We start from the raw sequence: 14,492 nt of genomic DNA on the forward strand, positions 1-14,492 counted from the left end.
GCGGCTAGGCCGACGCCCCCGCCAGCGCCTTCTCGTCCTCGTCGGCGAAGGTGTCCTCCAGCTGCACCGGCGAGTAGTCGAGGTCGATCTCGGCGAGCGGTCGCCCGCGTGCGCTGTTGATCGTGCCGAAGCGCCGCATCCCCTTGTCGGCGGCGTACTGCATGAACTCGTCCACCGACAGGCCGAAGGGCATCGGGTCGTAAAGGGCGAAGCCCTCTTCGATGAGGCGCAGCCCGAGCGGCATCAGCTCGTTCATGCGGTTTTCGAAGACGCCCCAGTTCGCGTCGTCGGCGGCGACATGGCGGCGGCAGGTGAAGGTGCCCCACGCCATGTGGCGGCGCTCGTCGTCACCGATGCGCCGCACCAGCTCCTGCATGCCCGGCAGGATGCCGCGTTCCACGCAGATCTTGTGCCAGCCGAAGTAGCCGGTGAGCGCCAGCATGCCCTCGACCATGTGGTTATAGGTGACGGACGCGCGGACCTGGGCGGCCGGTGAGGGGTCGGTCGTCAAGGCGTTGAGGCAGGCCGGCAGCTCCTCGTAGAAGATCGTGCGGTACGTGGGGACGTCTTCGAGATACTCGTGCAGGTCGTCGGTGATGCCGACGGCGTCGAGCCACATGCGGAACACCTGCACGTGCTTGGCCTCCTCGAACGCGAACTGCGTCAGGTACATCTCGTCGCCCAGCCGGCCCTCGGCGCGCATCGCGGCCATGAACGGCTGGATGTCCTCGGTCACCGCTTCCTCGCCGGCGATGAACTCGGCGCACAGCCGAGTGGCGTAGTGGCGCTCGTCGTCGGTCAGCGCCTCCCAGTCCGCGCGATCGCGGGAGAAGTCGGTGTCGGCCGGATTCCAGAACTTGGCGTTGCCACCGGCAAACAGCTTGAGCGGCAAGCTGTCCCAGTTGAGTCCGCCCCTAACCATGGAATTTGAACTTGTGCGTGTCATGTGACCTCCTTGATGTGGACGGCTCGAGGGGAGAAGGCGGCGGACAGCACCGAGACGAGCCGGCGCACGGCCAGGGCCGGCTGCTCCGGGGTGGGCTCATCGAGCCCGAGGACGGGGTCCAGGCCGCGCATGTACGGTGCCAGCGCGAGGTGCGGAAAGATCAACAGCAGCAAGGACAGCAGCGCGTCGGTATCGCAATCCGCACGCAAGTCGCCCCGCTTGTGCGCGTCGCGGACGAGCGGACGCATGACATCCAGATAGTGGCGGTGGATGACGTTCTGCACGCTGACGCGGGCCTCCGTGTCGACTTCCAGCGTGGCCGCGGCGTGCAGCGCGCGTTCATGCGGGTGGTCCGCGAAGTAGGCCACCCACGCGTCGAGCCAGTCGGTGAGAAAGTCGAAGAACGGCCGGCTCGGGTCGAGCTCACGGATGCGGTCCTCCATGTAGGCGCGCACCCGCTGGCTGCCGATGTCGGCGATGAAAGCGTAGAGGTCGCGCTTGTCCGCGAAGTATTGGAAGAGGCTGCCCTTGGCGACCCCGGCCTTGCGCGCGATGACGTTCAGGCTGCCCCGGGAGAATCCGTGCGCCCCGAACTCGGCTTCCGCGGCTTCGATCACGGCCGCGCGGCGAGCGGGGTCGACTCTTGCCCATGTCACCGTCGGCAATGTGGCCTCCTCGCGTCGATGACCACTGGTCATTTTACGGTGAGCTAGCTCACAGTCAAGGGGTCTGACGGAGGTCTCTCAGGTTCGAACGTGCGGCCAGCCGCACGCTGGGCGCCGAGCGTGCGGCCAGGCGCACGTTCGGCGGGGCTCGACGTCAGGGACGCATCGCATACGCACCACTGAGCGGCAGCACGTGTTCCTTCCAGATCTGGTCGTAGCGCGCGCGGTCGTGGGCCGGACGGCGGATCATCCGCGTCGCGAAGCGGGCCTGGGCGTCCGTCGTCGAGGGCTTGTCGTTGAGCTCGACGGCGTAGCCGTTGAAGTCGCGGACCAACACGGCGAAGATCTCGTCGATCAAGGCGTCGTCCACACCGGACAGCGCCGCCTCCTCGAGGATGAGCTGGGCGTAGGGCACCGTCGCGAAGAGCTGACCGACGGCGAACGCGAAGTCAATGTCCTTCTGCTGCACCGCATCCGGGGTGGCGCTGGCGAGCATGTCGGTGAGCACGTCGATCTGCTCGCGCAGCAGCGCGACATTGGAGAGGTGGGCAAAGCTGTCGAACGACGCGCGCCAATCATGGAAGCGCACCTTGCCCAGTCCGCCGGTGGGTCCCTGGGCGAACAGGAACGAGTCGTCGGCCGCATCGTCGCGACGGCCGATCACGGGAAGCTCGCCATTGGGGGCGAACAGGAAATTGGGCATGAACTTGGCGAGCAGCCCGATGTTGATGTGGACGGTGCCTTCGAGCCGGGGCAGCAGCCCGATCTCGCGGGCCATCGCCTCGAAGATGGTGTCCTTCTCCACGCCCTTGGCGGCGATGACGTCCCACAGGGCGGTGATCACCCGCTCGCCTTCGCTGGTGATCTTCGCCTTGGTCAACGGGCTGTACAGCAGGTAGCGACGATCCTCGGCCGAGGCGCTGCGCATGTAATCCGACGCGCGGGTGGCCACCAGCTTCATGGCGATCAGCCGTACGTAGGCGTCGATCAGCAGCCGGCGCACGTGGCTGAAGTCGGTGACGACGGTCCCGTACAGGTAGCGGTTGGACGCGTGGGTGACCGCCTCGTACATGGCGTGGGTGCACATGCCGACCGCGCCCCAGCCCAGGTTGTACTTGCAGACGTTGACCGTATTCAGGGCGGCGTGGAAGGCGCCGGGCCCGCGGTGCAGGATGTCGGCCTCGGTCACCGGGTAGTCGCGCAGCGCGTAGTTGGCGACGAAGTTCTGCGAGTTCACCACGTTCTTGATCAGGTCGTAGCGGTCGTGTTGGGAGTCGGCGGCGAAGAACACGTATTCGTCAGAACCGTCGATCTTGCCGAAGGTGGAGACCATCCGTGCGACGTTGGCGTTGCCGATGTAGTACTTCTCGCCATTGGCGACCCAACCGTTCTCCGAAGGCGTCAGGATCATGTCCGTCTGGTAGACGTCGGCGCCGTGGGTCTGCTCGGACAGGCCGAAGGCGAACACCTCGCCGGCCTCCAGCTGCGCCGCGGCCTTGCGCTTGGCGTCCTCGTTGGCGCTCATCCAAATCGGGCCCAGGCCAAGGGCGGTGACCTGGAACGGATACCAATAGCTCAGCCCGTAGAAGCCCAGGATTTCGGCGAACTCGCTGATCCGATAGGTGTCCCAGCGACAGTCCGCCGCGCCGTACGCGGCCGGCGTCAGCAGCGACGCGAAGATGCGCTCGCGTCCCACGTGGTCCAGAAAGTCGGAGTACCACGTGCGCTCGTGGTCGTCGTGCTTGAGCCGGGCCTTTCCGCGGGACTCGAAAAAGTCGACGGTCGCGGCCATGATCTCGCCCGAGCGACGGTCCGGGTAGCGGCGTTGCAGGTGGTTGGGATTGAGCAACATGCGCTGGACGGTACTGCACTAACGCAGCCGTCGGGGAGCGCCCGGCAAATCTGCCGGCTGACCATCAGCGCGTCGCGCGCGCCAGCAGGTAACTCCGCTCGGGCAGGCTGCGGGTGCGTTGGGCGGCCCGAAGGTAGTACTCGCGCGCAGCCTCTCGGTCGCCGAGCTCATCGAGCAGATGAGCCCGCACGGCATCGACGCGATGATGTCCGCTAAGGGCGGGGTCCGCCGCCACGTCATCGAGTTCGGCGAGGGCGGCGGCCGGACCACGCACCATCGCAATGGCGACGGTTCGATTGAGCGCGACCATCGGTCCAGGTGCGAGCGCCGCGAGCACGTCATACAAAGCGAGGATCTGCGGCCAGTCGGTCGCGCCGGCGTCGGCGGCCTCGTCGTGCACGGCGGCGATCGCCGCCTGCAGCTGGTAGGGCCCAGGCTTTGCGACTGGCAGCGTCGCCTCGATGATCGCGACTCCCTCGGCGATGGCGGTCCGATCCCACCGGCGGCGGTCCTGCTCGGCCAGCGGAATCAGCGACCCGTCCGGGCCGGTGCGGGCGCCGCGTCGAGCGTCCGTGAGCAGCATGAGCGCGAGCAACCCGGCGACCTCACCCTCGTCAGGGAGGCTCACCCGCAGCTGCCGGGTCAATCTGATGGCTTCGGAAGTCAGCTCCACGCGATTCAGGGCCTGGCCCGACGTCGCGATGTAGCCCTCGTTGAAGATCAGGTACAGCGTGTGCAGCACCGCGGGCAGCCGCTCGTCGCGCTCGCACGCGGTGGGCATTCGAAACTCTGCACCCGTCTGGCGGATACGTGCCTTGGCCCGGCTGATGCGCTGCCCGACGGTCGCCTCCGGCAGGAGCAGGGCGCGCGCGATCTCGGCCGTGGTCAGGCCGCCGAGTGCGCGCAGCGTCAGCGCAACCTGTGACGGGACGGCCAGCTCGGGGTGACAGCACAGGAACAGCAGGGCCAACGTGTCGTCGGACTGTGACACGTCGCCCGGCGCGGGTTCGAGCGCGTACGCGTCTTCGCGGCGCCGACGTGCGGCCTCCTTCCGCCAGGTTTCGACCAGCCGCCGCGACGCAGTCGTGATCAGCCAGCCGGTCGGGTTCTTCGGTACGCCGTCGACCGGCCAGCTGACCGCGGCGGCGAGCAGCGCCTCCTGCACGGCGTCCTCGCAGTCGTCGAAGTTGCCATTACGGCGCACGAGCACACCAAGCACGCGTGGAGCGAGCTCGCGCAGCAGGCCGGCGATGGCAGCCTCGCTTGGCGTCACATCTCCCACCCGCTCAAATCGAGCACCGGCCGGACCTCTACGAAACCCCAGACGGCGTCGGGCACCCGCGCCGCGATCGCCAACGCGCGGTCCTCGCCGTCGCAGTCGACGAGCAGGAAGCCGGCCAGGTGCTCCTTCGCCTCGGCGAACGGCCCGTCACTGATCATGGTCTGGTCGCCCGCGACGGTGACGCGCTTCGCGAGCGCCGGATCCGCAAGACCTTCGCTCGCCACCAGTTCGCCGGACTCGGCGAGCTCGGCGGTCAGCGCGAGGTGGTCGCGGCCGAATCGATCACGCTGCTCCTTGGGCAGTGCCTGCCAGCGCTCGACGAACTGCGGGTTGCTCTGAATCAAGATCATGTATTTCACGACGGCCTCCGGTGAGTTTGGACGAAGTATTGCGCTCCTGTGTCGAAACTGGCTCGCCGGTTTCGTCACCCCTTTAAAGGCTCCGCTTCCTGGAGCCCGGGAGAAGGGATCCAACGATGAAGTCAGACCTCGCAGCGACTCGAGGCGCTGCTCTGCTGTCGGAGGTGGTGGAGGCCCATGGCGGAGCCGCGCGCTGGGCCAAGGCTCAAACAGTCAGCTCACACGTGCAGGTGCGGGGTTTGTTGCCGACGTGGAAGTTCCCGGCTCGGCCACTCGAGGACTACCACTACCACCAGCAGGTGGATATTCACGGCCTTCGCAATGTGATGCATGGCTTTCCGAGCCCCGAGCTCACCTGCAGCTTCTCCCACGACGAGGTGCTGGTAGAGGCGCACGGCAAGGCAATCGAGCGTCGCACCCAAGCCCGGCGTGGGTTTGGCGGCCTCGGCGCGTTCCGCCGCATCCGCTGGTGGGACGTCATCGATTCGGCCTATTTCGTGGGGTACGCGATGTCCAATTACATGTCACATCCCTACCGCATGACGCAGCCAGGATTTCAGGTGCGGCGCGGCGAGGACTGGCGAGGCGACAACGAGATCTGGCGTCGGCTCGAAGTCGAATACCCACAAGGATTTGACTCGCATTGCCACCACGAGACCTTCTACATCGATGATCGTGGGCTGATACGCCGCCACGACTACTTACCCGACGTGTTCGCCGAAGCGCGGCTGCTCGCCCGGCTGCTGCCGATCCCGCTGAAGGCAGCGCATTTCACCTGCCGCCACCGCGAGGTCGACGGGCTGATTTTTCCGACCTTTCGCAGGGTGATGTTGGCGGTGCCCGGACATCGACCCATCCCCGGGTTGACGATGATTTGCGCTCAACTCAGCGACATTTCAGTGTCATTTGCTGCCGACGAGGACCAAGTATTGCGCTCCCGTGTCGAAACTGGCGAGCCAGCTTCGACATCCGGTTAAAGGCGCCCGTCGTGGTGCCCACGGAGAAGGGATCACACCATTAAGATCAGCCACGCTGGAACCGAAGTTCACGCCGTCCTCGACAAGTTCGCGGCCGCCCATGCGGCGCATGACGCGGACGGCCTGTTCGCGCTCTATGCCGACGATCTGGTGGCGTATTCGCTCGCGCCGCCACTGCAGCAGGGCCCCGACACGCCGTACGGCACCGTCGACGGTATTCGCGCCTGGTTCGCGGGATTCGATGGTCCGGTCCAGGTCACGTTTCGCGATCCGGTCGTGAGCCAAGACGGCGACCTTGCCTTAGCGCACACCCTCACCCAGATGAGGATGACGCCCGTTGGTCAGGATCAATTGATCACGTTGTGGATCCGCTCGACCTTCGGTCTACGCCGCGTCGACGGGTCGTGGCTCATCACGCACCGACACGACTCGACGCCGTTCTACATGGACGGCTCGTACCGCGCGGCCACCGACCTTCAGCCCTGAGATCAACTTCCATGGGCCGGCCTGGATTCCATCTAGGCCGGTGCCAAACCACGCGCCGGAGCTTTAGAGTCAGTCACGTGTCAGAACTCAATACCGCGCGCGGCCCCATCGATACCGCCGATATCGGCGTAACGCTCATGCACGAGCACGTGTTCATCATGACCACCGAGATCGCCCAGAACTATCCGGAAGCCTGGGGCGACGAGGAAAAGCGGGTGGCCGACGCCATCGACCGGCTCAACGAGCTCAAGGCCCGCGGGGTGGACACCATCGTCGACCTCACCGTCATCGGGCTGGGCCGCTACATCCCGCGCATCGCGCGCGTCGCGGCCGCGACCGACCTGAATATCGTTGTGGCGACCGGGCTTTACACCTACAACGACGTCCCGTTCCGCTTCCACTACCTGGGTCCGGGCACGCCGATGGACGGCCCGGAGATCATGACCGACATGTTCGTCCGCGACATCGAAGAGGGCATCGCCGACACCGGCATCAAGGCCGGGATCCTCAAATGCGCCACCGACGAACCCGGCGTGACCCCGGGCGTGGAGCGCGTGCTGCGCGCGGTCGCGCAGGCGCACAAGCGCACGGGGGTGCCGATCTCCACGCACACTCACGCAGGGATGCGGCGCGGCCTCGAGCAGCAACGCATCTTCGAGGAGGAGGGCGTCGACCTGAGCCGTGTGGTGATCGGCCACTCCGGCGACACCACCGACCTCGACTACCTCGAGGAGCTGATCGGCGCCGGCTCCTACATCGGGATGGACCGATTCGGCATCGACGTGTTCCTGCCGTTCGAGGACCGGGTGAACACGGTGGCACAAATGTGCGAGCGCGGCCACGCCGACAAGATGGTGCTGTCCCACGACGCCAACTGCTACTTCGACGCGATCCCCGAGGAGCTGCTGCCGGTGGCCGCGCCCAACTGGCATTACCTGCACATCCACAACGACGTGATCCCAGCGCTGAAGGAGCGCGGCGTCACCGACGAACAGCTGCACACCATGCTGGTCGACAACCCACGCCGCATCTTCGAGCGACAGGGCGCCTACTAAATGACCGAGCCGGTCCCCCCGATCGGTTCGCAGATATCGGCGCTGGCCGAACTCGCTCCCGACGAGCCCGCGGTCACGTGCGACGGGCTGACCATCACCCGCGCCGAGCTCGATCGCTCGACGAACCGGCTGGCCCGCGCCTACGCCGAGCGCGGCGTCGGCGTCGGCGACTACGTGACGATTGTGCTGCCCAACTCGATCGAGTGGATCCAGGCGGCGGTGGCCTGCTGGAGGCTGGGCGCGGTTCCCCAGCCCCTGTCCGCGCGGCTGCCGGACGCCGAGCTGCAGGGCCTGCTGGACCTGCGCCCGCCCGCGTTGCTCGTCGGTCGCGAGCACGCCGGCATCCCAAGCGTGCCAACCGGTTTCGTTCCCGACCCGGCGTTGTCCGACGCCGCGTTGCCGGAAGCGGTCTCGCCGGTGTGGAAAGCGATGGGCTCGGGCGGCAGCACCGGGCGGCCCAAGCTCATCGAATCCGGCGGCGACAGCCGGATTCCGGCGGCCATCGGCTATCCGCTGGGCGCGCAGGAGGGCGACACCACCCTGGTGCCGATCCCGCTGTCCCACAACACCGGCTTCACCACCGCGACGATCGGCTTGGTGATGGGCCAGCATCTGGTGTTGATGAGCCGGTTCGACCCGCACGGGTTCCTCCGGCTGATCGCCGACCATCGCGTCACGTTCCTGACGGTGGTGCCGACGATCATGCAGCGCGCGCTGCCGGTCTACCACGCCGACCCCGGCTCCTATGACTTGTCGTCGATCCGGCGGTTCTGGCACATGGGCGCGCCGTGCCCGCCGGCCATCAAGCAGGCGTGGATCGAGTTGCTGGGCCCCGAAGCCGTCTGGGAACTCTACGGCGGCACCGAATTACAGGCTTTGACGTTCATCTCCGGCGACCAGTGGCTGACCCATCGCGGCTCGGTCGGCGTCGTGGTCGCCGGGGAGATGAAGGTGCTCGACGACGACGGCAACCCCTGCCCGCCCGGGGTCGTCGGCGAGATCTATATGCGGCCCAGCCCGGGCAGCGCGCCGACCTACCGCTACATCGGCGTGACGGCGAAGTCGCGCGACGGCTGGGACTCGCTGGGCGACCTCGGCTACTTCGACGACGACGGATACCTCTACCTGTCGGATCGCCGGGTCGACATGTTCACCGTGGGCGGCCGCAACGTGTATCCCGCCGAAATCGAGAACGCGCTCTCGGCGCACCCGGACGTGTTGTCCTGCCTGGTCGTCGGTGTCCCCGACCCGAACGCCGGCGACCTGGGCCAGGTGCCCTACGCCCTGGTGCACGTCGCCGACGGATCGGCGCTGGACGAGGCGGGCGTGAAAGAGTTTCTGCGCGAACGCATTTCGTCGTACAAGGTGCCGCCCACCCCCGACTTCATAGAATTCGTCGGCTCCCCGCTGCGCGACGACGCCGGCAAGGCGAGGCGGTCGGCCGTCCGTGCCGAGATCATGGGGCGATCGCGTCCGCCTCAGCGTCTATGACCCTGGCGTCCGCCGGCTTCTCGCGTTTCTCCCAGCGCCGCAAGGCTTCCCGGCAGGGCGACTCGACCAGCCCGTAGCTGACGGCGGCGATCGCCCAACCGAAGATCAGCGTCAACACCAACACCTCCACCATTCGCCCGGTGAACGGGAAGGTCCCGATCACCGGGAAAACCATGGCCAATGCGGCCAGGTGCCAGATGAAAAGCCCGTAGGACCAGCGTCCCAGCGTGACCATGCCGGTGCTGCCCAGCACCCGGTGTGGCGTATCGGGCCGGTCCAGCACCAACGGCGCAACCAGTGCGAAAGCCACGAGTGAACCCGCCGCGGTCTTCACCGCGAACTGCGTGGCGGTGCCCGGAATCAGCCCCTCCGGGCCGGCCAGCGGGGCGGCCGCGACCAGGTACGCCGACACGGCTATCACGGCCATCGGCACGCGGCGTCGGGCCAGCCGATGCGCCAACCCGATCTCGCTGTAGGTCCATTCCGCCAGCAGCATGCCGGCGGCGAACCAGGAGAAGAACGCCGGCGGCCAGTTCAGCGGATTGATCCCTGAGCCGGCATGCGCGAACGGCACCCAGCCCCAGGCCCAGCTGAGCGCGGCGAACGCGGCGATCACCGGTATGCGGGCGCGGACCGGGATGCGGCGGGCCAGCAACGCGAGGATCGGCAACGCCAGATAGAAGCCGACCTCGACCGAGAGGCTCCACATCTGGGTCAGGCCGCCGGTCAGGGTGAGCGGCACGTAAATCTGGGTCAGCGTCAGGTTCGCCAGCCACACCGTCGGGCTGGCGTGATCGGAGTCGGGCAGCAGGCACAGGATGACGACCACCGCGACGAGGTAGGCGGGCATGATGCGGACCACCCGCGATCGCAGGTAGTGGCCGGTGCGCGGGCGCGATCCCAGATCTCGTGCGGCCGCCGCGTGGCCACGCCACAACAGGAATCCCGACAAGGCGAAGAACACCGCCACCGCCAGGTCGAAGCGACCGAACAACCGGCCGGTGACGCCGCTCGAGTGGCCCGTCTGGAAGGCGACGTGCGTGACGACGACGCCCATGGCCGCGCACGCGCGCATCCCCTCCACGGCGGGCAGGAAGCTGCGGACGCCGCCCACCTGCTGGTCATCGTTCACGTTGACAGTCTGCCTGTCGCTAGGTTCGTAAGCCGAGACCTTAAATTCTGCTGTTAGGGTCAAACGGGTTTGCCGCTGCTTGGTCAGGCCAGAGGGGGCGGCCGAAGAGTCTGAGAACTTTGAGGACCACTAGGAGGACACAGCAACGTGAACCGAGCAGTCATGTTGCGGTTCGCCGCATGCGGAATCATCGGACTCGGAGCCGCCTTGCTGATCGCCGCCCTGCTGCTATCGACTTACACCAGCAGCCGGATCACAAAGGTCCCGCTCAATCTCGACACCAACCTGATCAGCGACGGCAACGGCACCGCGCTCGACTCCGCGTCCTTGTCCAGCGATCACCTCGTCGTCAACCAGAACGTGCCGCTGGTGTCCCAGCAGCAGGTCAGCGTCGAATCACCCGCCAACGCCGACGTGGTCACGCTGCAGGTCGGCACGTCGGTTCGGCGCACCGACAAGCAAAAGGACAGCGGGCTGCTGCTGGCGATCGTCGACACCGTCACCCTCAACCGCAGGACCGCGCTGGCCGTCTCTGACGACACCCACACCGGTGGCTCGGTGCAGAAACCGCGCTCCTTCACTGACGAGAACCCGCCGACCGCTATCCCGTTGCGGCACGACGGGCTGTCCTACCGATTCCCGTTCCACACCGAGAAGAAGACCTACCCCTACTTCGACCCGATCGCGCAGAAGGCCTTCGACGTCAACTACGAGAGCCAGGAAGACGTCAACGGCCTGACCACCTACCGCTTCACGCAGAACGTCGGCTACAACCCGGACGGCAAGCTGACGGCTCCGGTGAAGTACCCCTCGCTGTACGCCGGCGACGAGGACGGCAAGGTCACCACGTCCGCGGCGATGTGGGGGGTGGGCGGCGATCCGGCCGAGCAGGTCACCATGACGCGCTACTACGCGGCGCAGCGGACCTTCTGGGTGGACCCCGTGTCGGGCACCATCGTCAAGCAGACCGAGCACGCGAACCACTACTTCGCGCGTGATCCGCTGAAGCCCGAGGTGACGCTGGCCGACTACCGCGTCACCTCGACCGAAGACACCGTCGAGGCCCAGGTCAATGCGGCCCGCGACGAACGCGACCGGCTGGCCCTGTGGTCGCGGGTGCTGCCGATCACCTTCACCGCGGTCGGTTTGATCGCGCTGGTCGGCGGCGGATTGCTCGCCTCGTTCAGCCTGCGGACCGAAAGCGCCCTCACCGACCCCGGCCTGGACCGCGCCGATCAGGACTTCTTCGGCCGCACCGGGCTGGAGGAACCGGTGCCCGGCGCCGAGGCCGAGACGGAGAAGCTGCCCACCCAGCGGCCCGCCGCCCGCCCGGACGCGGCGGAGCCGGGATCGGAACCGCCGGCATCGGACGAGCCACCCGATGCGGGGCCGCCGGAACCCCCGGTCCCGCCCGAACGGCCCTAGCTTCCCGACGTGCGTTGGACCCGGCCGGGGTACGCGCTGGCGTTGGCGCTCCTGGTGGCTGGGCCGCTGCTAAAGCCCGGATACCTGCTACTACGCGACGCGGTATCGACGCCGCGGTCCTACCTGTCCGACAGCGCCCTGGGTTTGACGGCGGCGCCGCGGGCGACGCCGCAGGATTTCGCGGTGGCGCTGGCCTCGCGCGTGGTCGACGGCGGCGTGGTGGTGAAGGCGTTGCTCGTCGCGGGCCTGTGGCTCGCTGGATGGGGTGCGGCCCGGCTCGTCGAGACGGCACTGCCCGACACGGGCGCGGCCGGGCAGTTCGTCGCGATCACGCTGGCGATCTGGAATCCCTATGTCGCCGAACGGCTTTTGCAAGGCCACTGGAGCCTGCTGGTCGGCTACGGCTGCCTGCCCTGGGTTGCGACGGCGATGCTGCGGCTTCGCTTCGCGGGCGGCGCCGCCTTCGGTTTGATCGTCTGGATCGCGCTGGCCGGGCTGACGCCCACCGGATTGATGTTGGCCGCGACGCTTGGGCTCGTCTGCGTGGCCGCACCCGGTCCCGGCTGGCCGCGGTGGGTCTGCGCCGCAACGACTTTGGGTGTTGCGGCGGTGGCCGCGCTGCCGTGGCTGACCGCGGCCGCGCTGGGCTCGTCGTTGGGCGCGCAGACTGGGCTCGGGGTCAGCGCGTTCGCGCCGCGCGCCGAGCCCGGTCTCGGCACGCTGTTCAGCCTGGCCAGTCTGGGCGGCATCTGGAACGGCGAAGCCGTACCACCTTCGCGGACAACGCTTTTCGCGATTTCCTCCGCCGTGGTGCTGCTGGGAATCGTGGTGGCCGGGCTGCCGGCGGTGGCTCGCCGGCGAGCGATCGCGCCGCTGCTGGTGCTGGCGGCGGTGTCGGTGCTGGTGCCCGCGGCGCTGGCGACCGGTCCCGGCCTGCACGCGCTGCGCGCGGTGGTCGACGCCGCGCCGGGGTTCGGGGTGCTGCGCGACGGGCAGAAGTGGGTGGCGCTGGCACTGCCCGGATACGCGCTGGCGGGTGCCGGCGCGGTGGTGACGCTGCGGCGGTGGCTGCGGCCGGCGCAGGCGGCCCTGGTCTGCTGCCTCGCACTGATCCTGGCGCTGCCCGACCTGGCCTGGGGCGTGTGGGGAAGGGTCGAGCCGGTGCGCTACCCGTACGGCTGGGCCGCGGTGGCGTCGGCGATCAACGCCGACCCGAGGACCGTCGCCGTACTGCCCGCCGGCACCATGCGCCGCTTCCCCTGGTCCGGCCCGGCGCCGGTGCTCGATCCGCTGCCCCGCTGGGTGCGCGCCGACGTGCTGGCGACCGGCGACCTGGCCATCTCCGGGGTGACGGTTCCCGGGGAGGGCAACCGCGCCCGGGCGGTGCAGGAATTGCTGCTGGCGGGACCGGATCGTGCCGCGTTGGTCGCTGCCGGCATCGGATGGGTGGTCGTCGAATCGGACAGCGCCGGTGACATGGGTGCGTCCGCCCGCACCCTCGGCGCGCTGACGCCGGCCTTCCGCAACGACGAACTCGCCCTGTATCGGATCGGCGGCGACACCGCCGGGGTGTCCGCCGGGCGCCGCCGGGCGACGGTGATCGCCCATCTCGCGTGGCTGGCGCTGCTGATCGTCGGCTCCGTCGGCGCTGGGGCCTGCCGGGTCAGACGACGCCGCTGACGAACTCGCCGGCCCGCACCGCTTCCAGCACGGTGCGCATCGCATCGGCGCTTTGCGTCCAGGAGAACTCGCCGCTGCGCGTTTGCGCCTTGACGCCGAGTTGGTCACGCAGCACGGGATCGCAGAGCAGCCGCTCGAGCCGATCCACCAGCTCGGCGCGAGTGTCCACCAACACCCCGGTGACCCCGTCGACGATCGAGTCGGACAGCCCACCGGAGGATCGGTAGCCGATGGTGGGCACCCGGTGCTGGGCCGCCTCGACCACCGCCAGACCCCAACCCTCCTTGCGCGACGGCAGCACGTGCACCCAGGAGCGTTGCAGCACATGGTGTTTGGTCACATCGTCGACGTGGCCGTGGAAGGTCACCGCGCCGGTCAGGCCGAGCGCGTGCGCGTGGTCGACCAGTCGCTCCCGCCACCAGCCGTCGCCGACGATGTCGAGATGCAGGCCCGGTACCCGCGGCCGCAGGGCCCCGACGACGTCCAGCGCGTCCTCGATCTGCTTGTGCGGCACCAGCCGCGACAGCACCACGACCCGCGGAGCGTCCGCGCGGGGGCCGGACAGCGACTGCGGCGGCGCCTCGTCGAGGCCGTTGCGCACCACCGCGATGCGCTCGTTGTCCACCCCGAGAGCGACCAGATCGCGGGCCGACGGCAGCGACACCGTCAGGTACTGGTTGCTCCGGTTCACCCTGGGCGACAGCCTCGACTCGACGAACCAGCCCAGCCGGCCGAGGACCGGCCCGGCCACCGGCCACTGCTCGCGATGGCAGTGGTGCACCAACACCACCACCCGGCGGCCATACAGCAGCCGGGCCAGGAACGGCAAGCCGTTCTGGGTATCGACGACCACGTCGGGGCGCACGCGGCGCAGCGGACCGATCCCGAGCCGGGCCAATGCCATCGTCAGCAGCGCCCACACATACACCGAGTAGCGGCCACCCGCGCGGTTGATCCGCACGCCGTCGACGACCTCGTGGCGTGGCGCACCCGGATAGCGGGCGGTGCGGAGTGTGACGGCGACTCCCGATGCCGCGAGCTGCGCGCCGATGCGCTGCAGGTAGGCCTCGCTGCCGCCGCCCTGCGGGTGGCCGGTGTCGCGCCAGCACAGCAGCAGCACGGAGCGGAGGGCAGACATTACC

At 68.3% G+C, this 14,492-nt stretch carries 13 protein-coding genes; 6 read left to right on the top strand and 7 right to left on the bottom strand.

What is annotated here, in order from left to right; genetic code table 11:
* Positions 1-4: 4 nt before the first annotated feature.
* The 5 genes from ACQI5H_RS17050 to ACQI5H_RS17070 all read right to left on the bottom strand — a co-directional run bounded on the left by ACQI5H_RS17050 (position 5) and on the right by ACQI5H_RS17070 (position 5,095).
* Complete coding sequence (locus ACQI5H_RS17050) at positions 5-946, bottom strand: R2-like ligand-binding oxidase (RefSeq protein ID WP_427080511.1); 942 nt, start codon at positions 944-946, stop codon at positions 5-7.
* On the bottom strand, positions 943-1,611 hold the full coding sequence (locus ACQI5H_RS17055) for a TetR/AcrR family transcriptional regulator (protein WP_427080551.1): 669 nt from the start codon (positions 1,609-1,611) through the stop codon (positions 943-945). The genes ACQI5H_RS17050 and ACQI5H_RS17055 overlap by 4 nt, the downstream gene beginning before the upstream one ends.
* A gap of 154 nt (positions 1,612-1,765) precedes the next feature.
* Positions 1,766-3,463: an acyl-CoA dehydrogenase gene (locus ACQI5H_RS17060; protein WP_427080512.1), complete on the bottom strand. Its 1,698-nt coding sequence runs from the start codon at positions 3,461-3,463 to the stop codon at positions 1,766-1,768.
* A gap of 64 nt (positions 3,464-3,527) precedes the next feature.
* Positions 3,528-4,736, bottom strand: coding sequence for an RNA polymerase sigma factor (locus tag ACQI5H_RS17065; protein WP_427080513.1), 1,209 nt, complete (start codon positions 4,734-4,736; stop codon positions 3,528-3,530).
* Positions 4,733-5,095 carry a YciI family protein gene (locus ACQI5H_RS17070; protein WP_240562950.1) on the bottom strand — a complete coding sequence of 121 codons (363 nt, stop codon included), beginning with the start codon at positions 5,093-5,095 and terminating at the stop codon, positions 4,733-4,735. Before ACQI5H_RS17070 ends, ACQI5H_RS17065 begins: the two co-directional genes overlap by 4 nt.
* A gap of 308 nt (positions 5,096-5,403) precedes the next feature.
* On the opposite strand from ACQI5H_RS17070, the gene ACQI5H_RS17075 reads away from it, so the two are divergent.
* The 4 genes from ACQI5H_RS17075 (at position 5,404) to ACQI5H_RS17090 (ending at position 9,113) form a co-directional block, all read left to right on the top strand.
* On the top strand, positions 5,404-6,081 hold the full coding sequence (locus tag ACQI5H_RS17075) for a hypothetical protein (protein ID WP_427080514.1): 678 nt from the start codon (positions 5,404-5,406) through the stop codon (positions 6,079-6,081).
* Between the two features lie 45 nt (positions 6,082-6,126).
* A complete protein-coding gene (locus ACQI5H_RS17080; RefSeq protein ID WP_427080552.1) occupies positions 6,127-6,567 on the top strand; it encodes a YybH family protein in 441 nt (146 codons plus the stop codon).
* Between the two features lie 77 nt (positions 6,568-6,644).
* On the top strand, positions 6,645-7,622 hold the full coding sequence (locus ACQI5H_RS17085) for a phosphotriesterase-related protein (RefSeq protein ID WP_076123627.1): 978 nt from the start codon (positions 6,645-6,647) through the stop codon (positions 7,620-7,622).
* Positions 7,623-9,113: an AMP-binding protein gene (locus ACQI5H_RS17090; protein WP_427080515.1), complete on the top strand. Its 1,491-nt coding sequence runs from the start codon at positions 7,623-7,625 to the stop codon at positions 9,111-9,113.
* On the opposite strand, the gene ACQI5H_RS17095 is transcribed toward ACQI5H_RS17090, so the two are convergent.
* Complete coding sequence (locus ACQI5H_RS17095) at positions 9,079-10,188, bottom strand: acyltransferase family protein (RefSeq protein WP_427080553.1); 1,110 nt, start codon at positions 10,186-10,188, stop codon at positions 9,079-9,081. The two genes, ACQI5H_RS17090 and ACQI5H_RS17095, sit on opposite strands and share 35 nt — an antisense overlap.
* A gap of 204 nt (positions 10,189-10,392) precedes the next feature.
* On the opposite strand from ACQI5H_RS17095, the gene ACQI5H_RS17100 reads away from it, so the two are divergent.
* Both ACQI5H_RS17100 and ACQI5H_RS17105 read left to right on the top strand, forming a co-directional pair.
* Entirely contained in the window at positions 10,393-11,670 is a 1,278-nt protein-coding gene (locus ACQI5H_RS17100) for a DUF3068 domain-containing protein (protein ID WP_427080516.1), read from the top strand.
* Positions 11,671-11,679: 9 nt separating this feature from the next.
* Entirely contained in the window at positions 11,680-13,350 is a 1,671-nt protein-coding gene (locus ACQI5H_RS17105; RefSeq protein ID WP_427080517.1) for a hypothetical protein, read from the top strand.
* Here the strand turns inward: ACQI5H_RS17105 and ACQI5H_RS17110 are convergent.
* Entirely contained in the window at positions 13,334-14,488 is a 1,155-nt protein-coding gene (locus tag ACQI5H_RS17110; RefSeq protein WP_427080518.1) for a glycosyltransferase family 4 protein, read from the bottom strand. The genes ACQI5H_RS17105 and ACQI5H_RS17110 overlap by 17 nt on opposite strands.
* Between the last annotated feature and the right edge of the window lie 4 nt (positions 14,489-14,492).

The organism is Mycobacterium heidelbergense, assembly GCF_050205645.1.
Lineage (GTDB): Bacteria > Actinomycetota > Actinomycetes > Mycobacteriales > Mycobacteriaceae > Mycobacterium > Mycobacterium heidelbergense_A.